This is a genomic window from Microbacterium sp. MTN4-26 (genome assembly GCF_042846595.1).
Taxonomy (GTDB): Bacteria; Actinomycetota; Actinomycetes; order Actinomycetales; family Microbacteriaceae; genus Microbacterium; species Microbacterium luteum.
This window is the reverse complement of sequence record NZ_BTGO01000011.1, coordinates 1-21,793: the sequence shown is the minus strand read 5'-3', so window position 1 is coordinate 21,793 and position 21,793 is coordinate 1. Positions and strand designations below refer to the sequence as shown.

Annotated in this window: 22 protein-coding genes and 1 pseudogene; 3 read left to right on the top strand and 20 right to left on the bottom strand. The window is 64.0% G+C overall.

Annotated elements, in window-relative coordinates:
• Nucleotides 1–304 precede the first annotated feature (304 nt).
• The 5 genes and pseudogenes from ACGG9C_RS10670 to ACGG9C_RS10650 form a co-directional block, all read right to left on the bottom strand.
• Nucleotides 305–1,561 carry a hypothetical protein gene (locus ACGG9C_RS10670; protein WP_005054973.1) on the bottom strand — a complete coding sequence of 419 codons (1,257 nt, stop codon included), beginning with the start codon at nucleotides 1,559–1,561 and terminating at the stop codon, nucleotides 305–307.
• The gene (locus ACGG9C_RS10665; protein WP_005054971.1) at nucleotides 1,524–2,867 is read right to left on the bottom strand and encodes a hypothetical protein; all 1,344 of its coding nucleotides are present in this window, start codon (nucleotides 2,865–2,867) and stop codon (nucleotides 1,524–1,526) included. The genes ACGG9C_RS10670 and ACGG9C_RS10665 overlap by 38 nt, the downstream gene beginning before the upstream one ends.
• A gap of 69 nt (nucleotides 2,868–2,936) precedes the next feature.
• Nucleotides 2,937–4,040: a hypothetical protein gene (locus ACGG9C_RS10660; RefSeq protein ID WP_005054969.1), complete on the bottom strand. Its 1,104-nt coding sequence runs from the start codon at nucleotides 4,038–4,040 to the stop codon at nucleotides 2,937–2,939.
• The gene (locus ACGG9C_RS10655) at nucleotides 4,037–5,656 is read right to left on the bottom strand and encodes an AAA family ATPase (RefSeq protein WP_230007221.1); all 1,620 of its coding nucleotides are present in this window, start codon (nucleotides 5,654–5,656) and stop codon (nucleotides 4,037–4,039) included. The genes ACGG9C_RS10660 and ACGG9C_RS10655 overlap by 4 nt, the downstream gene beginning before the upstream one ends.
• 47 nt (nucleotides 5,657–5,703) lie before the next feature.
• Nucleotides 5,704–5,848, bottom strand: a pseudogene (locus tag ACGG9C_RS10650) (translation initiation factor IF-2 N-terminal domain-containing protein); the annotation flags it as partial.
• 517 nt (nucleotides 5,849–6,365) lie between these two features.
• Here ACGG9C_RS10650 and ACGG9C_RS10645 point away from each other — a divergent pair.
• Together ACGG9C_RS10645 and ACGG9C_RS10640 are read left to right on the top strand one after the other, a co-directional pair.
• Nucleotides 6,366–6,827: a hypothetical protein gene (locus ACGG9C_RS10645; protein WP_005054965.1), complete on the top strand. Its 462-nt coding sequence runs from the start codon at nucleotides 6,366–6,368 to the stop codon at nucleotides 6,825–6,827.
• Nucleotides 6,828–6,907: 80 nt separating this feature from the next.
• The gene (locus ACGG9C_RS10640; protein WP_005054963.1) at nucleotides 6,908–7,714 is read left to right on the top strand and encodes a metallophosphoesterase; all 807 of its coding nucleotides are present in this window, start codon (nucleotides 6,908–6,910) and stop codon (nucleotides 7,712–7,714) included.
• Here ACGG9C_RS10640 and ACGG9C_RS10635 read toward each other — a convergent pair.
• The 6 genes from ACGG9C_RS10635 to ACGG9C_RS10610 all read right to left on the bottom strand — a co-directional run bounded on the left by ACGG9C_RS10635 (nucleotide 7,711) and on the right by ACGG9C_RS10610 (nucleotide 14,672).
• Complete coding sequence (locus ACGG9C_RS10635; RefSeq protein ID WP_390178642.1) at nucleotides 7,711–8,118, bottom strand: hypothetical protein; 408 nt, start codon at nucleotides 8,116–8,118, stop codon at nucleotides 7,711–7,713. The two genes, ACGG9C_RS10640 and ACGG9C_RS10635, sit on opposite strands and share 4 nt — an antisense overlap.
• A 21-nt stretch (nucleotides 8,119–8,139) precedes the next feature.
• A complete protein-coding gene (locus tag ACGG9C_RS10630; RefSeq protein ID WP_133177970.1) occupies nucleotides 8,140–8,349 on the bottom strand; it encodes a hypothetical protein in 210 nt (69 codons plus the stop codon).
• Complete coding sequence (locus ACGG9C_RS10625; RefSeq protein WP_101305218.1) at nucleotides 8,346–10,589, bottom strand: TniQ family protein; 2,244 nt, start codon at nucleotides 10,587–10,589, stop codon at nucleotides 8,346–8,348. Before ACGG9C_RS10625 ends, ACGG9C_RS10630 begins: the two co-directional genes overlap by 4 nt.
• The gene (locus tag ACGG9C_RS10620) at nucleotides 10,586–11,746 is read right to left on the bottom strand and encodes a TniB family NTP-binding protein (protein WP_005055282.1); all 1,161 of its coding nucleotides are present in this window, start codon (nucleotides 11,744–11,746) and stop codon (nucleotides 10,586–10,588) included. Before ACGG9C_RS10620 ends, ACGG9C_RS10625 begins: the two co-directional genes overlap by 4 nt.
• The gene (locus ACGG9C_RS10615) at nucleotides 11,743–12,924 is read right to left on the bottom strand and encodes a hypothetical protein (protein ID WP_390178641.1); all 1,182 of its coding nucleotides are present in this window, start codon (nucleotides 12,922–12,924) and stop codon (nucleotides 11,743–11,745) included. Before ACGG9C_RS10615 ends, ACGG9C_RS10620 begins: the two co-directional genes overlap by 4 nt.
• Before the next feature lie 1,028 nt (nucleotides 12,925–13,952).
• Entirely contained in the window at nucleotides 13,953–14,672 is a 720-nt protein-coding gene (locus ACGG9C_RS10610; RefSeq protein ID WP_005055286.1) for a TnsA-like heteromeric transposase endonuclease subunit, read from the bottom strand.
• A 332-nt stretch (nucleotides 14,673–15,004) separates the two neighbouring features.
• Between ACGG9C_RS10610 and ACGG9C_RS10605 the strand changes: the two genes are divergently transcribed.
• Nucleotides 15,005–15,328, top strand: coding sequence for a hypothetical protein (locus ACGG9C_RS10605; protein ID WP_005054589.1), 324 nt, complete (start codon nucleotides 15,005–15,007; stop codon nucleotides 15,326–15,328).
• On the opposite strand, the gene ACGG9C_RS10600 is transcribed toward ACGG9C_RS10605, so the two are convergent.
• The 9 genes from ACGG9C_RS10600 to ACGG9C_RS10560 all read right to left on the bottom strand — a co-directional run bounded on the left by ACGG9C_RS10600 (nucleotide 15,325) and on the right by ACGG9C_RS10560 (nucleotide 21,709).
• Nucleotides 15,325–16,056 carry a DUF6602 domain-containing protein gene (locus ACGG9C_RS10600; RefSeq protein ID WP_005054591.1) on the bottom strand — a complete coding sequence of 244 codons (732 nt, stop codon included), beginning with the start codon at nucleotides 16,054–16,056 and terminating at the stop codon, nucleotides 15,325–15,327. The genes ACGG9C_RS10605 and ACGG9C_RS10600 overlap by 4 nt on opposite strands.
• A 165-nt stretch (nucleotides 16,057–16,221) precedes the next feature.
• Nucleotides 16,222–16,743, bottom strand: a complete 522-nt coding sequence (locus ACGG9C_RS10595) for a Mov34/MPN/PAD-1 family protein (protein WP_052323164.1) — start codon at nucleotides 16,741–16,743, stop codon at nucleotides 16,222–16,224.
• Entirely contained in the window at nucleotides 16,740–18,029 is a 1,290-nt protein-coding gene (locus tag ACGG9C_RS10590; protein WP_005054595.1) for a ThiF family adenylyltransferase, read from the bottom strand. Before ACGG9C_RS10590 ends, ACGG9C_RS10595 begins: the two co-directional genes overlap by 4 nt.
• A gap of 13 nt (nucleotides 18,030–18,042) precedes the next feature.
• Nucleotides 18,043–18,549 (bottom strand): hypothetical protein, encoded by a 507-nt coding sequence (locus tag ACGG9C_RS10585; RefSeq protein WP_005054597.1) that lies wholly within the window; start codon nucleotides 18,547–18,549, stop codon nucleotides 18,043–18,045.
• Between the two features lie 2 nt (nucleotides 18,550–18,551).
• Nucleotides 18,552–19,508, bottom strand: a complete 957-nt coding sequence (locus tag ACGG9C_RS10580; RefSeq protein ID WP_005054599.1) for a hypothetical protein — start codon at nucleotides 19,506–19,508, stop codon at nucleotides 18,552–18,554.
• A gap of 344 nt (nucleotides 19,509–19,852) precedes the next feature.
• Complete coding sequence (locus ACGG9C_RS10575; RefSeq protein ID WP_085603663.1) at nucleotides 19,853–20,233, bottom strand: VOC family protein; 381 nt, start codon at nucleotides 20,231–20,233, stop codon at nucleotides 19,853–19,855.
• Between the two features lie 2 nt (nucleotides 20,234–20,235).
• The gene (locus ACGG9C_RS10570; protein ID WP_062637438.1) at nucleotides 20,236–20,640 is read right to left on the bottom strand and encodes a DUF1801 domain-containing protein; all 405 of its coding nucleotides are present in this window, start codon (nucleotides 20,638–20,640) and stop codon (nucleotides 20,236–20,238) included.
• Nucleotides 20,640–21,095 (bottom strand): SRPBCC family protein, encoded by a 456-nt coding sequence (locus tag ACGG9C_RS10565; protein WP_054687628.1) that lies wholly within the window; start codon nucleotides 21,093–21,095, stop codon nucleotides 20,640–20,642. The genes ACGG9C_RS10570 and ACGG9C_RS10565 overlap by 1 nt, the downstream gene beginning before the upstream one ends.
• Nucleotides 21,092–21,709, bottom strand: a complete 618-nt coding sequence (locus ACGG9C_RS10560; protein ID WP_228164526.1) for a GyrI-like domain-containing protein — start codon at nucleotides 21,707–21,709, stop codon at nucleotides 21,092–21,094. Before ACGG9C_RS10560 ends, ACGG9C_RS10565 begins: the two co-directional genes overlap by 4 nt.
• Between the last annotated feature and the right edge of the window lie 84 nt (nucleotides 21,710–21,793).

Below are 21,793 nucleotides of genomic sequence, written 5' to 3'. Positions count from 1 at the left end.
AATCACGAACGGAGACACCATGCGCTGCTTGATGTGCGAAGAGCCCACCACGATGTACATCCCCTCGGACGACGTCGACGGCATCGGGCTGCATAGCTGCGGTGTCTGCGGGTTCGAGATCGAAGGCCCCCGCGACGAACCCGCGCATGTCGCCGACCATCGGAAGCTCACTGCAACGACGACCTCGACGACGTGTAGGTTCCCGTTGGAAATGGCCGAGGATGCCGGGAATCCCCGGTAGTTGGCAGTGGCCGAAGGCTCAGGATTCCGTGGGGAATGGCGAATCCCTACAGCCCCACGCCAGTCAGTCCTCGGCAACGCTGTCAGCGGCGTCGAGGCCGGGCAGTGTGAGAGCAGTCGCTTCGATCTCTTGCTGGGGTGCAGGCTCGGGCGGCGCCTGCGCCGGCTTACCGAACCCTGCGATTAGAAGCTCGCTGATGTCGTCCTTCAGAGAGCCAAAGCTTCGCAGGAACGCTGCAATGAGGCTCACGCTTGATCTTGCCGCCGGATCATTGAGTCGAAGCTGAGCCCCCGCAGCTTCTGAGATGTCTCGCCCACGAGCTAGCCGCTCGTGAACGACGAGATCAAACTGTCGAGGCAAGTCTCGGAGCGCGGGCTGACGGCCTAGCCGGATTGCGAGTTCTGCAGCAGAGTCAGCCCACTCCGGCGGTGAGGGCTCAAACGCGCCCATGGCCTCAGTCCGCACCTCGGGCGAGGCCTTCGCCGCCGCGAGCAGTCCACTGATGAACTTGTCGAAGTCGCGCGACAACTGGCGCATGCGCTGAGCGGGCACAACTCCGTCTGCGAGGCGTTCGCGAAGAAAACTTGTGAATGCACTCGGATCCATCGGGCGGACAAATCCCACGATCGTTACGAGGTTGAGTACCCAGATACTGAGGGTCTCTGAAATGAGCCACCGTACCGCGAGCTGTTCGTCATCCTTGACGCCGGGCGTCCAGCGCTGGCAAAGCGTCTCAAGTAGACCCAGGCTCTGCTTCAGTGCAGCGAACGGATCTAGAAACCACACGGTGGAAGTGAGGAACTTGAACGCAGGTCCGAGCGTGGGATCGTCCTTGCTGACTACTTTGACTGTGCGCCGCAGAAGCAGGGCGTTGGGTCCGTGGGCCCCAAGATCTGTGAGTTTCGAGAGATTAAGTGCGGCCTCTCGCGCCTGGAGGTCGTTGATCGATTCGACGCTGACGCGGGAATGGCGGCCCAGCTCCCGGGTTCTGGGCGTCACGCTCGAGGCAACAGTCAGTTCCGCTCGCTCTGCGCCTACCAACTCTTGCAGTCCGCGTAGCCACACAATACGGTCGAGTGGTTTCGGCGCGCTCTTCCCCGTCCCGCTCTTGGACTCGCCAATGGTCCGGTGACTCTCGAGCCCGGGACCAAGCCCGATGGCGAGTAGATCCAGGTCGGTGACTTGGATGAGTTCCGCGCCGTAGTAGCTGATGAGGTCGATGCCTACCCGAGTGAAGTACCCCTCCCAGAACCACACTTGGCCTACGCGGCATTCGAGTCGATCACCGGGGGTTAGCGGGTCGGTCTTGACGGGTGGCACGTTGCAGTTCCTTTCTCAGCTCGAGGATCGCTGATCTCGCGATCTCGTCAGCGGCTCCGAGGTCGCCCGCGCCCGCACGTGTTTGCTCTGGGTTGGTGAACTCGCCTGGAGCTCGGAGGAGGTTCACCGTCGGGTCCGTCGTTCCTGCGGACGTTGATGAGTTCTGAAGCCACGCGAGCCCGCCTTCGACGATCTCCTCCTTCACAAGTTCGAGGTATGCCCGGCCGTGGTCCGTTTCACGGACGCGAACGATGCCGTGCGCCTCAAGCAGGTGGTAGTCGGTGCTGATGTTGCTCGCAGGCCCAACGCTCCCGCGGTTTAGGAGCGCCCGCACGAGGACCACAGGATCGTGTATTCGACCGCCGCTACGTTCCGCTCGTTCATGCCCGAAGAGCATGTGGGCGACAAAAAGCTTGCGCTGATTCAGCGCCTCGGTGGTTGTGAGCCGGTCGTCCTCCGACTCGAGAGTAGGTGAAAAGACATATGTCTGCGCTCCGGATCCTCCCGTCGACTTGACGGTGGCGGCCTGGACGAGTCCGACCTTCTGTGCTGCGCCGAACACGCCGGGGGTCGGTTGCGCGAGGAGTGGAAGTGCGAGGCCGGGGTGTTGCGCTGCCTGTTCACATATGCCGAGAAGCGCGTCGCGCTCGCCCGGGGGAAGGCCACGGAGGAACGACGCGATCTCAATCTGTCCTGACTCCCACACGTAAGGGCTATAAATTACGTCCTCGGCGAGATCGACGGAGTTGACGCGCTTTGTAAGGCCTGTCGCCAGTGCAAGGTTCAGACCGGTTTCGCTGACTTGGTCGTTGAATCCTCGTCGGTGGAGTTGGTCGAGATGTTGGGTGGTCGTCAACGGGGCGAACGATGCGACTTCGATCGAGTGCAGCGTTACGATCTCATCGATGGTCGGGTTGAGCTGCTGTAGAACGCGGTAGGACTGTTCGATGAGGTTCCCGGTTACGCCCAGAAACTCCTGCACCTCGATTACAACGCCTTGTGTGTCCAGCGCGAAGTCTGCAACATTGGCAGCCTTCAGCGCCGGCAGCACGGTCGAGTGAAGTGATTGCCTTCCAATTCCTGCCTGGACGGCGAAAGACTCGAGGGCGGATGCACTCAAGGGGTCGGAGAATCCATGGATGCGGGCGACGAAGTCCATCGCTTCGCCTGCGTGAAGTAGTGACTCGAGTCTGGGTCTCAGAGCCGGGTCGATTGTGCGCGAGGCTTGATGAACCCGCGTCACAGCGCGCCCGAGTCGCCGGTCGGACCTGTTGACGTCCAGATCGGCAGTGGTGCTCTCCGCCATTCGAATCTCCTCACCCGCTACCGAGATGAGCCTACTGATCGGGCGTACGCTCCTCGCAGTGCGCTCGTCTCAATTTGTGGGGAATCGCATTTCGAGCACTCGCTGCCATTTGACGACGTCGGCGGCGTCCTCGGGCCGAAGACTGCGCATGTGTGCCAGACGATTCCGAATCGGCATGATCTGCGCGCTGAACTGTCGCCAGTGAGCGGCGCTCAACCCCAAGTCGCCGATCTGGGAACGGTCCTTTAGTTGGAGCAACTCCCCGAGTGAGAGCCATTCGAGAGGGTCGCGCAATTGCTTGACCGACGTGGCGCCCATGTATGCCGATTCGCTCGCTCGCTCGAGCACTTTTTCCGGAAGGTCGCCGTTCAGGCACTGCGTGCGCCAGTTCTCCGCCCATGCGGCGATTGCGCGCCGACGCACTTCGCGTCGGATGATCCGCTCGATCTTCCAGAGTCCCGAACTCACCTCGGCAAGCTGCTGCTGAGGATCGAGGGCATCCGCGAGAACCTCGTCGAGCGCCTTCTTGAGCGGTCCGAGATGCTTCGGAAAATTCCATGTCCGAGTCGCACCGTCGGGCGCTGTAAGGCTGGAACCATCCAGCGCCTCAAGCTCCCTCGCGTTGAGCAGGCCCAGCGCGCTCTGGCCAATCAGCAGGCTCTCGTACACGACACGATCGAGAGACGCAGCCAGGTCCATACCGAGTTCTGTCAGCGCCCGGCACAGTACGTCGGCCGGGGAGGCGCCGTCTTCAACGCACGTTGGCCACTCGTGAGCGCCTGTGCTCTTGACGACCGGAGCATGCGCCAGGCTGGCGTCGTCAAGGAGCGAACTCCCGACCACTGGAGGGAAAGCAATCCGAGGCGCCCGGGAGAGGAGGATGACCCTGCCGCCGGCCTCGACGTCGCTGAAGACGCGCTCGCGTAGCGCACCCATCTGAGTGGCCTCACTCTGCATCGTGAGCGACTCCATCCCGTCGATCACGACTGTTCCGGTGGTAAGTGGGCCATCTGGCTGCAAGTAGTCCCGGACGCGCGTCACGTTCACCTGCGAAGCCCCCAGAGCGCGGCGGGCTGGCTCGTTGCTCGAGCCCAGCTGCAGGAACACGACGCGGAGTTGCTCCGCTTTTCGGTGAACGCCCAGTATCCAGTCGGAGTAGTCGGTCGCGCTCATACGAGCTCCAGGATCACGCTGACTTCGAACTCGCCGTCCTGTTCGTGAATCAGACCCAGGTCCTTCAGTCGACGAACTGCGACGTGCTCGCTGGATGCGAGTTCCTTGAAGTCGGCTGCACTGTCCATCAGCACGTCCAGCATGACGGCCTCGTTCGCGTAGTAGCGCTTGACGTGTTGGACCATCTCCTCAATGTTGCCTTGGACGCGACTCTTCCAATCATCAAGTTCTGTGAGCACGGAAGCGCGAGTCATCGTACGTTGGAAGACGTCGGTCGGAAGGTGCTGCACGACGGCTGAGCTCAGATTTCGATACAGATAGGCGTGACCACCGGACGCCTCGTGGAGTGCCTCGAGCGCACCAGGTTCGATCTGGATGCCCATCTTGCCGCCGACGGTGCTCGCGAGATCGTCCGCCTCTTCTCGCTCCAGCGGCTTCACGTACACGGCCTTCGCCCAAGAGAAGAGGGGATTCGGTCGACCATACAGTCGTCCACCTTCAACGATGGCGCTTGTAAGGCCGGACAGCACGAAGGTGAAGTTCTCAGACTCCTGCACGATGCTCCTGAGGGCCGATAGCAGCTGCGCAATGCGTGGCATGTCGCCTTCAGCGATATCGATGCGATCCGCTGGGGTCAAGTACTCGATCTCGTCCAGGAGGAGCAGGATCCTATGCCCGTCTTTGTGGAGATGCTTGAGTATCGCCTGGAGAGCGTTCTTCAGGTCGAGGATGCTCGGGCGTTCCTGCAGCTGCGAAAGCTCTTGGGTGCGCAGCTTGTGAGCTTTGAGTTCAGCAATCAGTCGTCGACGCAGATCGCTGACGATGTCGTCGGTGGGGTCTTCCGGCGGAGAGGGGAAGGCCTCCAGGTCCATGAGGACGGTCACCACTTTGTCCTCTTGCAACTCCTCCTTAAGCTGCATGAGGATGCTCGTCTTGCCCGACTTCCGCAGTCCGAAGACGCCTGTGACTCGCTGGTTGAACACGTCGTCACGCATCGACTGCAGCAGTGTCCTGCGGCCGAAGAAGCTCGCGCCATACACGGGAGTCGTCATGTAGAAGAGGTCTCGGGCATAGATGTAGTCGCGAAGAAGGGTAATTAGCGAGAGTTCGTCTTCGTCGTCAATCAAGAGCGGGATCGCTAGTTTCGCGGGGCGCGACCAGTCGTTCAGTTTGATCTGTAGACGCCGATCGGGCGACCACATGAAGAAGATGTCCGGAGTGATGGAACGATCGGCGCCACCGAGCTCGCGGGCCGCAGCCTGGAAGGTCCGGCCCTGGAGATCCTCATGCGGACTGTAGAAGATCATCACCTCGCGGGTAAACCCAAACCCGGCCTCGATCGCTCCACTGAATCGCACATGGACGATCGCGCAGTCCCTGAAGCCATCCTGACGGCAGAACCCCGCGTAGACCACCTGGGAGCCAAGACTTCGCAGAGCGTCGATGTGGTCACGCAGGACCGGGTACTTGTATCGAACGCGCTCGACGTTTGCCAGCAGGTCTGGGTGCTGGGGCGCCGCCACAGCGCCCGATCGCCAGCCGAACTGTCGAGTGGATGGTGCGGTCGGATCGAATCCCGGCCGATCGACATGCGGGTCTACGTGCTCACGTCGCATCGGCGATGGCCGAGGCGAACCGGGTCGAGGGGGTCGGGCACCGAACGACGCCCTCACCTTGCGAGCAACTGGAGCTTCTATCGATGAAGACGGGCTCTTGACGAACTCACCAAGTTCTCGCAGACGGACCAAGACGGCCTTTGCGTCGACTCCCAGTTCGGCGGCGAGCTCGTGCACTCGCATCTTCGCCATCTGTTCTCCGCTCGTGGTCACTTGGCCCGCTGTGTCTGCCAGGGGCTGTGCATTACCGGCGAAGCCGGGTTGCCAGATCAGTCTGTTGCATGCTGCAGACACCGGCTGCGATGACACGGCTCGATATATCAGTCGCCGTCCGCCGTCCCACCGAGGCGGCGCGCCTTGAGCAGCACGTTCATGTGCCTCGGGTGGGCTACCCATTGAGTTGTGATCGGTCCAGCGCGTCGAGTGAAATGGCCTTCCACCGGCTGCTAGGCCTTGCTGGGCCTCGGGCCAAACGGGGTCCAGGCCCATGCCCGCGACGAACGTCACGCAGCGCTGGATGTCGATGAGGTCTTCTGGGGCCGCTTTCAGCCGCTTGAAGTGTGCGATGCCATGAGGCGAGCATCTCACGACGGGCGAGACTTCCTGAGCGAGAGCAACCACTCGACTCGAACAGGCTCTGACCCAATCAGTGGACACAAATTCACCGGTGTGAGAGACTACTCCGTTCGCCAAACGAAGGGTCTGGCCGATGTCACACTCTGACGGCAACACGGACTGGGGGCGGATCATCCGCGACATGATCGCGCGTAGCACCGACTCTGCCCCCACCGAGCCCGGGGTCTACCGGATGCCGTGTGGGAACTGCTACGTCGACTTCTTCCTCGCCTCGGACGGCACCGAACGGTGGCTCGTCCCAGGCGATGAGCGCAGCTACACCCGCGACACCGTGGCCATCGCTCGCCACGGCGAGCACCCGTGGGAGCGGATGTACACCCTCGGCCATGCCGCCGCCGAGATCCGCCGCCGCGCGACCGCCGACGGCACACCCGTTCTTGTCCTGATCGATGAGCTGGCAGCGGTCGCCGCCACGGAGGATGCGGCGGAAGACGAGGAAATCGCCCGTATCGCCCGGGAGCGTCCCGCCGACAGTGCGGAGGTGGCGCGCTCCGATCTCGCCCGGAAATTCGGGATCGATCTCGACGAACTCTAGGAACATCTAGCGGTGTCTACCGAAACGCTAGACACCGCTAGATTCTGCTAGACATCCGTCACATGCGAGGAGCGTTAGCCGTGAGTGAGTATCCGTGGTTCGACTTCGACCGAGTCGACTACGTCACCGCGGACACCCACTTCAGCCACGCCCGGATCAGCGAACTCGCGGACCGTCCATTCACCACCGTCAACGAGATGAACACCGAGCTCATCCGCCGCTGGAACGAGACGGTCGCCCCGACAGATGTGGTGCTACATCTCGGGGATGTCGCGCTCGGGCCGATCGAGGAATCGATCACCCTCACCGCGCAGCTGAACGGTCACCGGTACCTCGTCCCCGGGAACCATGACCGGGTCTCACCAGCGACACAGTCCAGGAAGGCGATCGAACGGTTCGCGCCGCTCTACGAGGCGGCCGGGTGGACGATTCTGCCGGAGGTCATCGAAGGCACCCGGCACGGCTACCGGATCCTCGCATCCCACTACCCGTACAAGGGCGACTCGCAGGAGTCGGACCGACACACGTCGCACCGGCCCCGCTGGGACGATGGGATCCCGCTGTTGCACGGTCACACGCACGCACGCGACCACGGCCCGAATGGGCACCAGTTCCACGTCGGCGTCGACGCCCACGCATACGCGCCCATCCCGTTCACCGTCATCGACGAGTGGGTCCGGGGCCTACCGGATGTCGAGCCGTGGCTCGATGTGGCGGTCCGTGAAGCCCGTCAACTCCTCGCCAACCTCGACGCCACCGAAACCTCGAACTCCGACGCGATGTTCTACACGATGGGCTACAACGAACTGCGCGTCGCGCTGGAGGAACTCCTCGGCGCGCTCTACTCTTCCCACCCCGACTCCCCCGGGAACACCGCCAAGGCTTAGGCCTGCCTCGGACGCGCTTTCGGCGCGGGCGACGGTATGAACAGTTCGCCTGCCGCGGGGCCGGATCGGAGGGTCCGCGGTTCTCGTCGGAAGCGGATCCATCCACAACGCTGCCAGTGCACCATCGTCAGGTACCGCGGCGACGACGACGTCCAGGCAGCCTGATGCTCCGCGGCGCTGAGATCGTGCGACGCGAGCTCCGGGAATACTTCCCGGAAGGTCGGGGATTGGCCGTGTTCGCGGGCGTAGCGATGGAGGAATGTCACAGCGCGACGCGCCCACACCGGCGCCGTCTCGTCAGCGGTGAGTTCAATGAACAGCGGCGCGAGGTGAGGTGCCGACCACGGCTTGTCCTCCCGGCCTGAGTCGGCCGACACCACGCATTCCTTGCCCTCGACCGTCATCGCAGAGATCCCACCCCGGACTCAGCTCCGGTCACGGGTGTCGTCGGGTGCGCGTTGCGTGTCGGCGGGACCCGCAGGCTCCTCGCCCTGATCTCGTCCTCCAGCTCGGCTGCTGGATGAACCCGCATCCATGACTGCCTTCAGCGCCGTGGTGTACTTCTCTCCTGTCACCTTCACGCGTTCCCGCGCGTCGTGCCGCAGCCGACTGGAAGTTCGTTTCTTCTGCGTCATGCCGACGTCCTTCGCGTGTCTGGAATTCGAGTATTCGTCGATGGCTCGACGGGAGTGCTGCGACGGAGTCCGTGAGCCTGTGATGGGCCCCGCGGGGCGGGCGGGTCAGATCGTTGCCTGCCTGCGTCCGAGGTAGACCCGTTGATGCGCGCCCCGCGTGGGCGGACCGGGATGCCGGCGCTATGCAAATGCCGGTTGATGGTCATCTCGCTACAGCCGGCGAGCTGCGCGATCTGTGCGATGGTCCAGTGCTTCGTTTCATAGTGATCGCGGAGCCAACGGGGGTCGAGGTCGAAGGTGCGGGGTCGTCCCCTTCGAGTCCGGGTGCCCGCGTCGGCGAGAATGCGACCCACTGTCTGCCGAGACACCCTCGTGTCTGCGGCGATCGTGTAGGTGGAAGCTCCCGCCGCGTACACCTGCGTCAGCCGGTCTGGTGGCATGGCTTCTGTCGCTGTCGCTCGTGCCGGCCGGATGGGCGGCCACGACGGCGCGATCTGGGGTCCGACTTCCGGGAGCTGAGGGGTGGGTTCGGGTGTCCAGGTGACGGGCTCCTGAATGCCGTTGGCGACGAGGAACTCTGCGGCGATCTGATCGAGCGCCGCCCGCACCGCCGGCGGGAGCTCCTCTACGAAGCGGGCTACGGCGGGCGGGCTCGCCCTGGTCGTGTGCCACGCCGTAGGCATCGCACGCAGCGGGTTCCCGGAGAGTTCTTGGTACAGGGCTGCGCGCGCCAACTCCCAGCGTCGTCCGCTCCCTGGGGACACGCCCGCGTCCCGGCAGAGCTGCCCCCACTGTGATTCGGGCAGGAGATCGGTGTAGTCGAGGTGGCGGCGGCGGGCGTAGTCGATGGGCACGTCTTGCGTGTCCAATAGAGCTGCCAGGCGGAGGACCGCGTGCAGGGTCGTCACGTGGTGAGTGCTGCGGCCCAGCTCACGCATCACGTGCGTCACCTGCCGTGACGGTGCGTGCGGATCGAGCAGCGCGAGCGCGGCGGAGTGTGTGAGCCTCGTGCCGGTAAACACGACCGCTGCTGCCAGCGCGGACGCGGCGATCTCGTTGTCGACCCGCAGTGGGGCGTACTGGGCGATCCAGTCCCCCCACAACTGTGCCGGCACTTTCCGTGCTCGCTCTTCCGGGCTGACGCCCGACGGCGGTGCGGACTGCAGAAACACGGTGGGGCGGCGGCGGCGACCCAGCGCGGCCGCGATCAGGGTCTGTAGTTGTGGTGTGTGCGCGGTGTACGACGTGCTGTGCGCCAGCCGCCCCTGCAGCAGGGAGATGATCGCGGCCGGATTGGTCAGTGCGCGGTGACCGAGGGTGGTGCCGACAGCGGCCCCGACGGCAGAGTCTGGTCGCGCCCGGATCGCCCTCGTCCAGTCCTCGCTCATCTCGAACAGCCCAATGAGCTCCCGGCCCAGCGGGCTCGCGTCGATGCTGTGACCGCCGACGATTGCGTCCCGCGCGGTGCGGGACAGTAGCCGAATGTCTTCCAACACAGGCACGGCCGGCTGCGGTGCATCAGCATAGATCCCGAACTGCGCCTGACCGGTGGAGACGATGCGCATCATCGCCCGTTGCGCATCCAGCACCGCCTGCGGCACCGGCGTGCGGGTCCGGTCCTCGGTGAGGTCCGCGCGACACCGGTTGGCCTGCGGACCCCTCCCCGGACCCCGCACGGGATTGTGGCAACGCCCGGGAACGGGAACAAGTGCGAGCGGGTGAGCGCGGTGTCGGGCAGGAAGATCACAGGTCTGGCACCGATCCACGAGAAGGCGGCGGTGGCGGGCACAGGCGAACCCGAACGGGAACTGCCACGACATCCGCCACCGTCCACCCGAATCGACCAGGCATTCCGGGCAGTATCGTCCCGCGGTCCCTGCAGCCGGGCATTGCGCGCTGATCCGACCCTGCCGGGTATAGCGGATCGCGTGACGGGCGAAGCGCATCCTCGTCATCTCGTGAAACTGATCGGCAGGGATGCCCGTGGAAGCCTCAAGCCGGGCAGCCTGCTCCTCGGTGAGGGTTGTGGCCCACTTGTCCGCCATCCACGCGGTCGCCGATACAGCCAAACCCTTCTCCTGCTCGATGAGACCGAGCGCGCATGCCATCTCGTTCATCGTCGCCCCATAGGTGGCCGCCATCTTCTCCAGCCAGGAATCGAACGGCTCATCCGGCAGTGGCCGCACCCGAAACGGCAGCACCCGCACCTCGTCGGAACGCGTCGCGGCCTTGCCGGTCATGCGGCTGCCACCTCGCCACCCTGGGTCTTTCGGCGGCGGCCCGCTCTCTGGCTTCGAAGCTGCCGTTCCAGCTTCGCCTCCAGCTCACGACGTTCCGTCTCGGCGCCCTCGTCGATGCGAATATCATCGAGCAGCTCCCGATCGATGCGTTCCCTGCCGGTGCGGATTGCGCGCGATGCGCCGCGGCGGATCAGGTCCATCAGCGACCCGATGTTCCCGGTCGTGCGGGCGAACAGGTACCGCGAGAGGTCGACGAGCATCCCGTCTCTCCCGTCGGTCAGCACGAGGGCCTGGTCGATGCCGAACAGCAGCCGGTCCCATTCATCGCGGCCGCGTTTGTGGGCGAGGGTGAAAGGTTCCAGGCTGAGGACTGTCCACCGTCGGAAGGTCTGCGCCATTGCTGCGCCTTCGCCGGTCTGGCCCTCCCCGACGAGTCCCCGCTTGCGGAGGGCGACACCGGCGAACAGGAACGTGGCGTTGTATTCATTCGAGAGCCACTTCAACTGGTTCGCGACCTCTACCCCGTCACGGGTATTCATCCGCAGGAAGTGGAGATCATCAACGATCACCAGGCGCGTGTCGTGGCGTTCGATGCACTCCGCGGCTGCCCGGGCAAGATCTCTACCCGCCATCGAGCGGTGCAGGATCCCGGCGGTGGCGGGGTGGGCGTAGAACCCGAGGATCATCATGTGCAGACCCTTGATCGTCGGCCGGCCCGTCAACGTCACATGACACACCGGCAGGTGCCGCACGTCCCGGTCCTGATCCAGCCACTCCCCGGCCTCCGCGATCCGCTGCTGGTGGAACACTCGACCGAAGTTGTTCACCACCGTGGACTTCCCGAGCGCCGGCGGCGCGTCGATCGCCGCCGCTGACTTCACCCGGTCGGCGTCTTGCAGGTTCGAGTCCAGGATGTCGCCGAGTTGCAACTCGATCTCCTGCACCTGTCGGGTGCGCAGCAGGATGTTCGCGTGCCACTGACGCCGCGCCAAGTCATACCCGACACGCTCCTGCGTGGATAGCGCCGCCAGCCGCTTCAGCGTGAGGGTGTCCGGACGGGTCCGGGCTGGGCGTTCTGCGAAGTCGTTCCACCCCTCGTAGGTGGACAGGCTCCGCTGCCGTGCTCCCGCCTGCGGCTGGGGCTGGGTGGTTGTCATCGGAGCATCTCCATCGGCTCGAAGCGGTAGTCGCCACGGATGGTGGGCTCGTCGATGTCGTCCTCGTCGTCATCATCTCCGGTCTCCGGCACATCGACCCGTGTCCTCGGATCCCTCACCCCGCCGGTCAGCTCCGTCGCCAGGTCCGACCCGGCCGTGAGTTCTGCGTCCAGCATCCGTTGCACCGTCCGCAACGACCACACCCCTTCCGGATCGGGGTTCTTCTCATCCAGGCGGGCCGCCATCCGGGCGCTCATCCGCCGCTCCGACGGTGTCAACCCTCGGCCCGCGCCCCAGTCCTCGAGCAACTGCGCGGCAACATCATCGACCTGCGAGGGGCGGCCCTGCCGGATCGCAATCTTCTTCGCATACTCCAACGCGTCCAAACTGAACGGGGTGTCGAACGCGTCCTTGTGCTCCCACTCCAGGGTGTGCCAGGTGTGATCCTCCGGGTCGTGGAAGTAGATCTTCGTCAGGTCGTCCGGGTTCACCACGAACGGCCACTCCGTGCCCGTGTCCCGGTGGATCGACCGGGCCCGGTTGCGGTACTTCGCCACCGAATCCCCCGTGTAGCGAAGATTGTGAATCTCCACCCCATAGTGGTTGAACTGACGCTTCACCACCGGCAGCAGCTCCAACAGCACATTCCGGTCCGTCGGCATCCGCAGCGAACCCGCGACAGCGAGCCCCTGGTCATACTTCTGCGCCGGACTCAACTTCACACCCGGGAGGCTGGGATCGGCGAGCGACTCATGCGGGCGGAGGTGATAGACCGTCGCGATCCACTCGCGGATGATCTGCTCCAACTGCGGAACCGTATACACCGCCTCACCCTCAACATCGTCCCCACGACCCGACACGTCCGCACCCTTGTAGCCGGGGAGCTCCTGCAGGAGAGAGTCGAGAGTGCGAAAGAAGCGCTCCACCGGGCTCTTGTCGGTGGGCTGGTAGATACGGGCTGGCTGGATTGATATGCCCAGTCGGGCGCACGCGGTGGTGACATGCTCGGAGAGGAAAGGGCGACCGTGGTCCACGACGATCGTCTCGGGCAAGATGCCGGCGCGTGTGAAACGGGCGACATCGGTTCGGGTGGGGTCGACGAGCACCGTGTCAGGCACGCCGTGATACGGGACACGAGCGGCGGTATCCCAACTGCCCGGTAGGTCGAACGGCAGCATCGCTTCGACGAGAACACCGGACACGTCGATGGACTTGGTCGATCCTGGCGTCAAGCGCAGCCCGAGAATGCACCGTGAGTAGAGATCGATCGCGACCGTGAGGTCCGCGCAGACCCACTTGCCCGTCACCGGAGCGACGGCGAACACATTCAGTGGGGTGGTGTCAAGAAGTACGAACTCACCGGGACGTGACGCGGTCAACCGTCCGTAGGGAGCGGCGGGCCGGTTCGCGATCGATCTCTTTGCCTTCGTGGAACCCGCGAAAGTGCCTCGTCCGCGGGTGAGCTCGTCCAAGCCCCGGTATGCGCTGGCGGTGGACGGGAATGTGACGACGTCGGGGCCGTGAAGTCTCTCGATGCGTGCGCGGATCCGGGCGAGGATGATCTTCTTCTGCACCTTGGACTGATCGTCCTGCTCATCGAGTATCGTTCGCGCGGCGTCAACCCACCGCGGGTCGAAGTTTGTCAGTGCCGCACCCGTCCGTGACATCCGGGTATCGATGAGACCCGCTTCCCCGGTGTCTCGATACCGGGAGACCCATCGCTCCAGGGTCCGTAGGCCTATGTCGAGCTCTTTGGCCTTGGCCTTCTGTCGCTCTCGGAGCGGCCGTTGCGGGTGGTACTCCAGTCGTGGCTCGCCCTCTCGGGCGACCTCACGACTGCCCGACCGGTATCCCGTGAGCACCTCACGGACGTGATCCGCCCGATGGTGAGCACCCGCCTGAGCGGACTGGGTTGCGTCCGACCAGACAAGCATCAAAGGTTGCGTCTGCTCGTCGTCGCCCACCCTGCCTGGCACGTGCACTCTGCCGCCTTCCGACTCCGGTTGCAGCACATCGATCATGCGGAGACGGCGAGTGCGCCCATCCGCGGTGCGGACGATGACGGCGCCATCACCGATCTCCGCGACCGTGCACATCTTTCCGTCGTAGGCAATCTGGGCCCCCGGGCTGACCTTCCAGGTGTTCTTCATCGGACGCGTTTCCCTTCTCGTTGATCTGCGGGTGTGTGGATCGTCGCGCTCGACACTCATGTCTCCAGGAGGCTGGTGATGTCGAGCACGCGGGTGAGGTCCGTGTGCAGGCGCCGCGTCCACATCAGGTGCAACACAACGGACCGAGCCAATCGCGGATCGGCAGTGATCGCCGTGACAGCTCGCACCGCTTCGCCGAATGTGACCGGAGTGGATAGCAACTCTGCTGCGCCATCGACTTCGGACTCGAGGAACTGGAAGCGCCGCCTATACCCGGCGAGGAACCGCACGTTCGCCAGCACGACAGGATCGGGCTCGGATTGCACCCGGTACTCCCAGCCGTGCCCCTCGATCACGCGCCGCGACCATCCCAGAGAATCGCGCACTTTCGGGCGTGACAACTTCTCAGCCGGCTTCACATCAACCACGCACCCCGACTCATCGGCGTGGACGAACAGGTAATCCGGGACGTGCTTGCGGCGCGTGCCGCGATCATCGCCGTCGAGCAGAAACGGCTGCGAGAGGATCCACACCACCCGCGGGTCGAAGTCGGCCAGCAGCAGGTTCACATACTCCAACCGCGACTCGTACCCCACCGGGGCCTCCATCGTCGCCGACCAGTACGAGCCGGAGAAGTGTCGCTGCTTGCGGTACCAACGAAACTCCCGCCACGGCACCGCGGTATCGAACTGACGAAGACGAACATCATTCAAGGCGATGACATCGACGTGATCGTCTGACCTGCGAATCTGAACCGTCGACGCCAGCCCGGTCACAGCCCCGACGCTCCCTGGTACGACAACGGAAACGAACCAGCCCCTGCGGTCCGGCGGTTTGTGAACATGTCGCCATCATGGGCGCCCACACACGCGTGCATCCATGCACGAAACCACCACGAATACGTAACACACGTCATACCGAGTTGCTCTTGCGAATCGGTCAATTACGTACTACGTGACGTACGTTCTAGTGAATGTCACATTCACTGTACTCTCGAAACGACCAGAATCAAGTTGTGTACGTCAGATAGACAACACCGGGAAGGAAGTCGCCTCGGAATCACCTCGCGCACGTGCCGGACGTCGGTGACGTATGCGAAACTCGGGGCATGACGATAGTGGAGCCGATCGCACCAGCGGAGTCGCGGCTGTTCTTCGGCAACAGCTACATGAACGCTGTCGTCATAGAGATCGCCGCCCTCGAAGGCGACACCTTCTCTCCCAAGCAGATCGTCGAAGCGACTGGACTGTTGGGGAGCATCGTCCACCCACTGATCCACAAGCTCCGCGACGCACACTTCCTTGAGTTCGTCGGACGCGTGCCCGGAGAGCGGACCCTGCTCTACCGGATCCGTGACAACTACTGGTGGGAAGCCGCGCGACGCTACGCCGCCGACCGGGAAGCCGCATCGGCCGAGCGCACGGCTTCCTAACTGCCTGGGGACTGCAGCGGAACGTAATAGGCATCCAGATCGATTGCTAGAGCTGTTCCCAGCCGGGAAAGTGCGCGATACAGACGCGTCGCGAACCAGATCAGTTCCTGTCCTCCTGGGGAGTACGCGACCCCGTCAGTCTGATCGAAGGCGCCTCCTCGGACAGCAATGCCGAGATCGAGCCCCGTGGGCTGAGGCTCGGTGATCGAGCCCACAGCTGCAGCACCGCGGATATCTCCCCAATCAAGATCCGTGCTGAGAAAGACACCCAGGATCGGCTTGGCTTCCGGATCCTGAGCTGGATACGTACCGCCTGCATGCCGGATCTCCGCTGAGGTGCGGTGAAGTCGGCGAACGCTGGCGACCTTGTCCCGGGCGTAGTCGAGGTTCTCCTTGTTCATTCTGGGCTTCACCTCACAAACGGCGTACAAGCTCTCGACCGGCACGAAGCGGACGTCGCCCTGCTCGAAAAAAAGGGGCGAGTACTGTCGATCGAAGATCGCAATGTCGATCTGTCCGCTCTGTTGCCCGAGGGAGTCGATTGCGAAGATTGGCCCGACCCCGTATCGCTGGGGAAGAAACTCCCGGAGCACGCTGACCCATTGCTCCTCGGTGGCGTCACCCTTGGTGCCGGGATGATCTGTGAACTGCGGCATGAGCCCCAGCCCTGTGAGCATGTGGTCCTGCTTCGCCGTATATGCCTTGGCAAGGTCGAACGGTTCGGACATGGGTGGTCTCGCTTTCAATGGACGCGGCTGGGAGATCGCCCGCGGGGATGGTGTCGAATGTTCGTGTTCGGACGCCACGCGCTTTGTGTAGGTCCACGACGTAGTTCTACCCGTCGCGCATAGCGGTCAGCAATGATGTGGGCAGCGGCCGGTACTGGTGAAACCTCAACTTCGATGTTGGACTTCAGTGGCTTCGCCGGGTGGCATCTGGTTCCGCGAGCCCTGATCGGTTGCTGTGAGTGCGAGCGCGGCACGGTGGAGTTCGATGCCGTCTGGCGATTGCGCGAGCACCCATACGCTCAGGTGCGGGCGGGGATTCGGTGACCCAATAAGCGCGATGAATCGATGGAAGCGAAGTTCCAAGTCGACGAGGTGGGAGATGTAGGTGTTGAGATCCAGCGGGCTGGGTTCTGGCGGACCGTTGGGATGGGTGTGCCATTCTCCGATCCATTGTGAGCGGTCGACCTTGTGGGCGCGGTCCGCGGCGAGTTGGGTGTATTCGAGGTCACGGAGGAAGTAGCCGGGTTGGTGGACGGCGTTCGGACCGGGTGCGGAGGCGGATGTAATGACGAGGGCGTTTTCGTGTCCGAAGAGTGCACCGCCGGTTTCGAGCGTGGGGTCGCTTCTCGCGATGATCGTTCTGATCGATGTGAGCGCACCCTGGGTGATACCGACGGTCCAGCTCACGGGTGGCGATGGCATGCGGGGCAGTCCGGGTAAGGGGGCGTCGCGGAGGACCAGTGCGGGTGGAGTGCTCGTCGCGCATCGAAGGGGGCGGCGTAGCCGGGTGATGGGCGGAGGGCGATGACGAGGTTGTCATCGGTGAGGGTCTGATCGACTTCACCGGCGTTTTGCAAGAGAGTCGCGACGGCGACTTTCGCTGCGATGCTCCCAACGAGGTGAAGGTCTCCACCTATTGCGGTCATCGGGTTGTGTCGGGTGCCGTCCCCGTAGCCTCGGTCCAGGCTCGGTTCGGGATCGATCATTCCGTTGTCGCGCATGTATCGACGCTGACAGTCGAGGCATCCGACCTCGGGCAGTGCACGGATGCGCAGAATCTCTCCGTATCTGCCGTCGGCGAGGACGCAGGCGAACACAATCGGTTTGCCCGCACGGCGTGCAAGGTAGTTTGCGACGCGTCGGGGTTCGACTCCGTCGACGGTGCAGATGATGATGTCGGCGGCGTCAATCAGGGGTCGGGTGATGTTGGCGTTGGCGGTGAGGTCGATGGGCCATGGGCTGATGTTGCTTTCCGGCCACTGCCTGTTCAGGGATGCCTTTAATCCATCCACTTTGGACATTCCAACGCTCGCGGCAGCGAGGACGTGCCGGGGAACGTTGTGGAAGAGGATCTTGTCAGGATCGACCAGGTCGATGTGGCCAACTCCGTAGCTTGCGAGTGCTTCGGCTGCGGCTCCTCCGATGCTGCCGGCGCCTAGCAGGAGCGCCCGCGAGGTCGAGAGGAGGCTGGTTGGCCAGAGGCTTCCAAGGGCGGTCACATGCTGGGTTCCGTCCTGGATGTCCAAAGAAATGGGGCGGACGGTGTCGTTCGAGATCGTCCACGCCGACCAGGCCGGAAGCCGTTCCCCATCGCGGATCTCCGGAGGGTCGGGACAGAAGGTCACGGCGATGTGCCATTGGCCGGGAAGCGGTGCGATCGCCTGCGGGACGAGGGTCTGGAAGGCGTCGAAGGGCATTGTCGCGTGTTGGTGGGTGAGAAGGTACGCGCAAAACGCGGCGTCCGCCGGCACTCGGTACCAGTGGCCGACGCGATTGAAGTCGGCGACCGTGAGGAAGTGGTCGGGATCCTCCGTGAGATGGACGAGGTCCGAGTCTTCGTTCGAGAGGGCGACGACTATGGCGGCCTTGTCCGGTGCGGACAGACGGCAGGTGAGATTGCCCCACGCGTACGACTTGTCGATGACCTCCATCGCTTCGGTGGGCAACAGCACCAGCCAGTTCTCGCCACTCATGCGCTGTGCTCGGTCACGCTGTCTCTTCCGCGGTCGCGGTGATCAAGTGATCGAGTTGCTCGTCGGTGACGATGCCGTTGACTGTCATGTTCGGGATCTTGCCGCGCTGAAACAGGGCGAACTCGATCATCCATCCCGACGCTTTCAGGATCAGATCGCTGGTCCGCGAGAAGAGGTCCCACTGGTCGGCATCACGGAGCAGGCAGAGGCCGCCATTGGGGAGCACGTGGTACTGGGTGAAGCTTCGCAGGGTGACGTCGGGCTGCGGTTCCAAAGGGTAGAGGATTGGTGGGACCGCGGGGAAGCCGTGCCCGTACGCGACCCGCGCGCGCAGCGGCTGGTCGACGAGGTTTGACAGCCCGGCTGGTTCGGGTCGTGTGAATGGCCATACCGGGAGTGCGCCGCTGAAGTGACCGGCACCTTCGGGCGTCCACTCGAGGGCGGGGGCCACCGAACCGATGTCGTCGATCTCCTGCGCGAGACGACCCGGGTCATCCTCCCACCAGCTGCGGAGGATCAAGGTCAGCCCTGCGGGGAATCGCGAACCGGACGCGGCCCAGTCTCTCCCGCTCCACCGGGAGGCAGTACGAGCGGGAACGCAGTCCCGAAGACGGACTGCCAGTGACGTGTCGCGGCCGGCTGATCATTGGAGGCGACGGCCCGAAGCGCCGCGACGGCGTCAGCTGCTGCATCCTCTAGGGACCTGCGCAGACCGGCCACGTCCAGACTCGGCTGGATCAACCCGGAGAGCTCCGCGGGATCTTCAACGCGCAAGGAGTGCGTCGAGGCGTTGACGAAGAAGTTCTTCAACGCCTCGGGTCGGTTGTTGCTCACCGACAGGCAGTCCAACGCGAGAACCTCCATCACGAGCGACTTGACCGTGCCGGTCACATCTTCATGCTGACGCGACCAGTACTTGAGGACCCGGACCAGCGGGCGAAACAACGACCAGTCCTGCTGCCGCCGTGCGACCTCGTTGATGAGGTACTCAGGGTCTGCGAGCGACCAGCGCTCCTCCTTCTTGAACGGGATCAGGATCCCGTCCGGACGTCGCAACGCTGGCATCACATCGACAGTGAACGCGTTGTCCTGCTCCGGCGGATCGACGAAACACTTCGCGGCGCGATTGCGGTCGGCGGTGCGGATCAGGCGCACCAGCTGCGCGCGCGATCCGTGGGACACGGAGAGGAGATCGTTCACCAGATCATGGCAACGCTCGATCGCCTCTTCGGCAGAGCCCCCGTCCTCGCCCCAGTCCGGGTGCTCGTCCTGATCGAACTCGACCACGAGATCCACATCATGCACCGGCTGCAGCTGGGTGCTGCGGGCGAGCGAACCCGACCCCCACACCACCTTCACATCCGGCGCGGTCAGCAACGCGGACGTGAAGGTGTCGCGACGGTCACGGGCAATCTGCACGACCTTCACATCCGCGTCGACAACCGACTGCAGGGTAGCGAAAGACTCGAGAACCGTCATGGAGCACCTCTCCCCAGCGGCCCGGGTGCGGGCGCTGATTCAGCGTACGGCCGACCTCGGACATCTTGCGGAAGAGTCGCCGTCTCTCGTCCCGCATACTCGGCGCCCTCACGTCCGACTACATGCAGCGTTCTCAGGAACATGGCGGATCCGCCATTTGTCCGCCACTTCATCTGAGAATCCGCCATCTTCGCCGAGAACCTACAGCTGCTGTAGGAACCGCTCAGAGTTGTCCGCGGTGCCAGCCACAGAGCCGGGATCTCCCACCGAAGATGTCCACCGGAGTGCGGCCAGATTCTGTGCTGAGTTGTCCACGACGGCTGCGGCCAGCTTCGTCGAAGCCGTCAGTACTTGATTTCCGCTGGATCTCTGAACGCCACTAGACCTACGAGATTTCCTTCGGGGTCGCGAATGAATGCTTGCCATTCTTCTCGCCCTGCTGGTCCGAGCGCATCTCTGGTGTGAGTGAAGATCGGCCGCCCCGGGGATACGATTTCGACCTCGCCGGCTCGGTCGACGGCTAACTCCAGATCATCGACGCGGAGGTAGAGCAGCGCTGACGGTGCCGCGCTCTCGAGTAGCAAACGGACGCCGTCGAGATCGAAGAACACCAAACCGGGCGGATCGAATCGGGCCACAGGGGCGGAGCCGAGCAGTGCGGAATAGAAGGCTGTGGCGCGTTCCAGATCGACCACGCGCTGGGCTACTTGGACGAGAGACGCCATGCTCATTTGCCGTCGCCGTGCACGTCTCGAATGACGGCGAGGGAGCGATCGAGTAGTTCCCGCAGCGCATCTTGGTCCACCCCCGACAATCGGGGGAGGTAGAGGCACGCGCTACTGGTGCGGTGTGGACCGAGCCGCTCGAGCAGGTCGGGCCACCGCTCGGCAAACCCCTCGACCAGGTAAAGCGTGTGCTTGGACCCGGAAGCGAAGGCGATCTCAGGCGCGATACCCTCTCGCCCGCTGTCGTACGCGTAGCCGTATTGGCCGAACCCGACAATCCGTTCCGCCCACACCACCGGCGGGCGCTGTGCAACGTGCTCGAAGAGCTCGAGGAGTTCGGTTACCTCGCCGCGTCGTGGCCCGGTTGCCCGGTCCAGCGCCTCGTCGACGCTGGTGTCGGAAGGCATCACGAGGCGGTCTCCGTTGCTCGCTGCGATTCGATGTATGCCTTGAGTCGGGCCAGATGGTCGCCGTCCTCCTTCTTTGTGATCGCGGCCACCAGGGGCAGCATCATCCGCCGCAGTCCGCCGGCGGCGAGCTCGCACGTCCACTCGATCCGCGTGCCGGTGCCGGCCGGGTGCAGCCGGTAGACGTAGGTCGCGGTGATGCCCTCCGCCTCGCTGGCGACCGCAAAAGCGGTGGGCGGCTCGAGAGCCACGATCTGCAGCTGCCCCGTCGCCTCCTTGCTCTTCACTCGGCGCGTCTCCTCGATGACGGACCCCACAGCGAGCGGGCCATCCGTCACCTTCACGCTCTTCACGACACCGTCGACGTAGTCGACCGCCCTTGTGGGATCTGCCAGCACTGCGAACACTTCCTGTTGCGATCTGTCGATGTGCTCGGTGAACTCGAAAGCGATCATGGGCCTTCTCCTGGGTGATGGTCGGGGTGGTGATCAAGAGGCACATAGGCGTCTGTCCAGCTGACGCGAACGGCGTCGTTCGCGCGCTGGTCGACGTGATGGATCTCGAAGGGCGGTGCGCAGCGCAACCGCCACCCTTCTGAGGGCATCCATTGCACCCCGATAGCCGCGAAGGTCTTCGCGATCTGCTCTGCACCGCCGGTGTGCCGATGCGCGACGCACACCTGCGCCGGCATCTGGCGGTAGGTGAAGGGGTGGGGTGGATCTATCGGTGCGGCAATGGGGATGCCAGCGTCGAAGCGGATCTGCTCGTTGTCCACCACGTAAGGGTCATCTGGGGTGATGCCCACGAGGAGGTCGGAGGAGTGGGCGATGCCGTGCTCTATCGCGAAGGCCCTCAGCTGCTGCCACGGCTCGACCGATGGGTGCCCGATGCCGAGGCCGTTGTACCCGCGATGACGGAGGACGAGCAGGTGCCGCTCGGGGGTGCTCTCAACCCGTACCGGGACGGCATCGAGGTCATAACGGAGTGTCAGCGGCGTCTCTTCTGCGAAGCCCGCAAACGTCGTGCTCTGCTGCGCCAGGTCCGCGTGCTCGCGGTACGCGCGCAGCATCCTCCGATACTCCGATGGACTGATCTCGAACCGCTGCACGAACGCGCGTGTGAAGGTCTCGGGCGTTGCGAACCCGGATTCCAA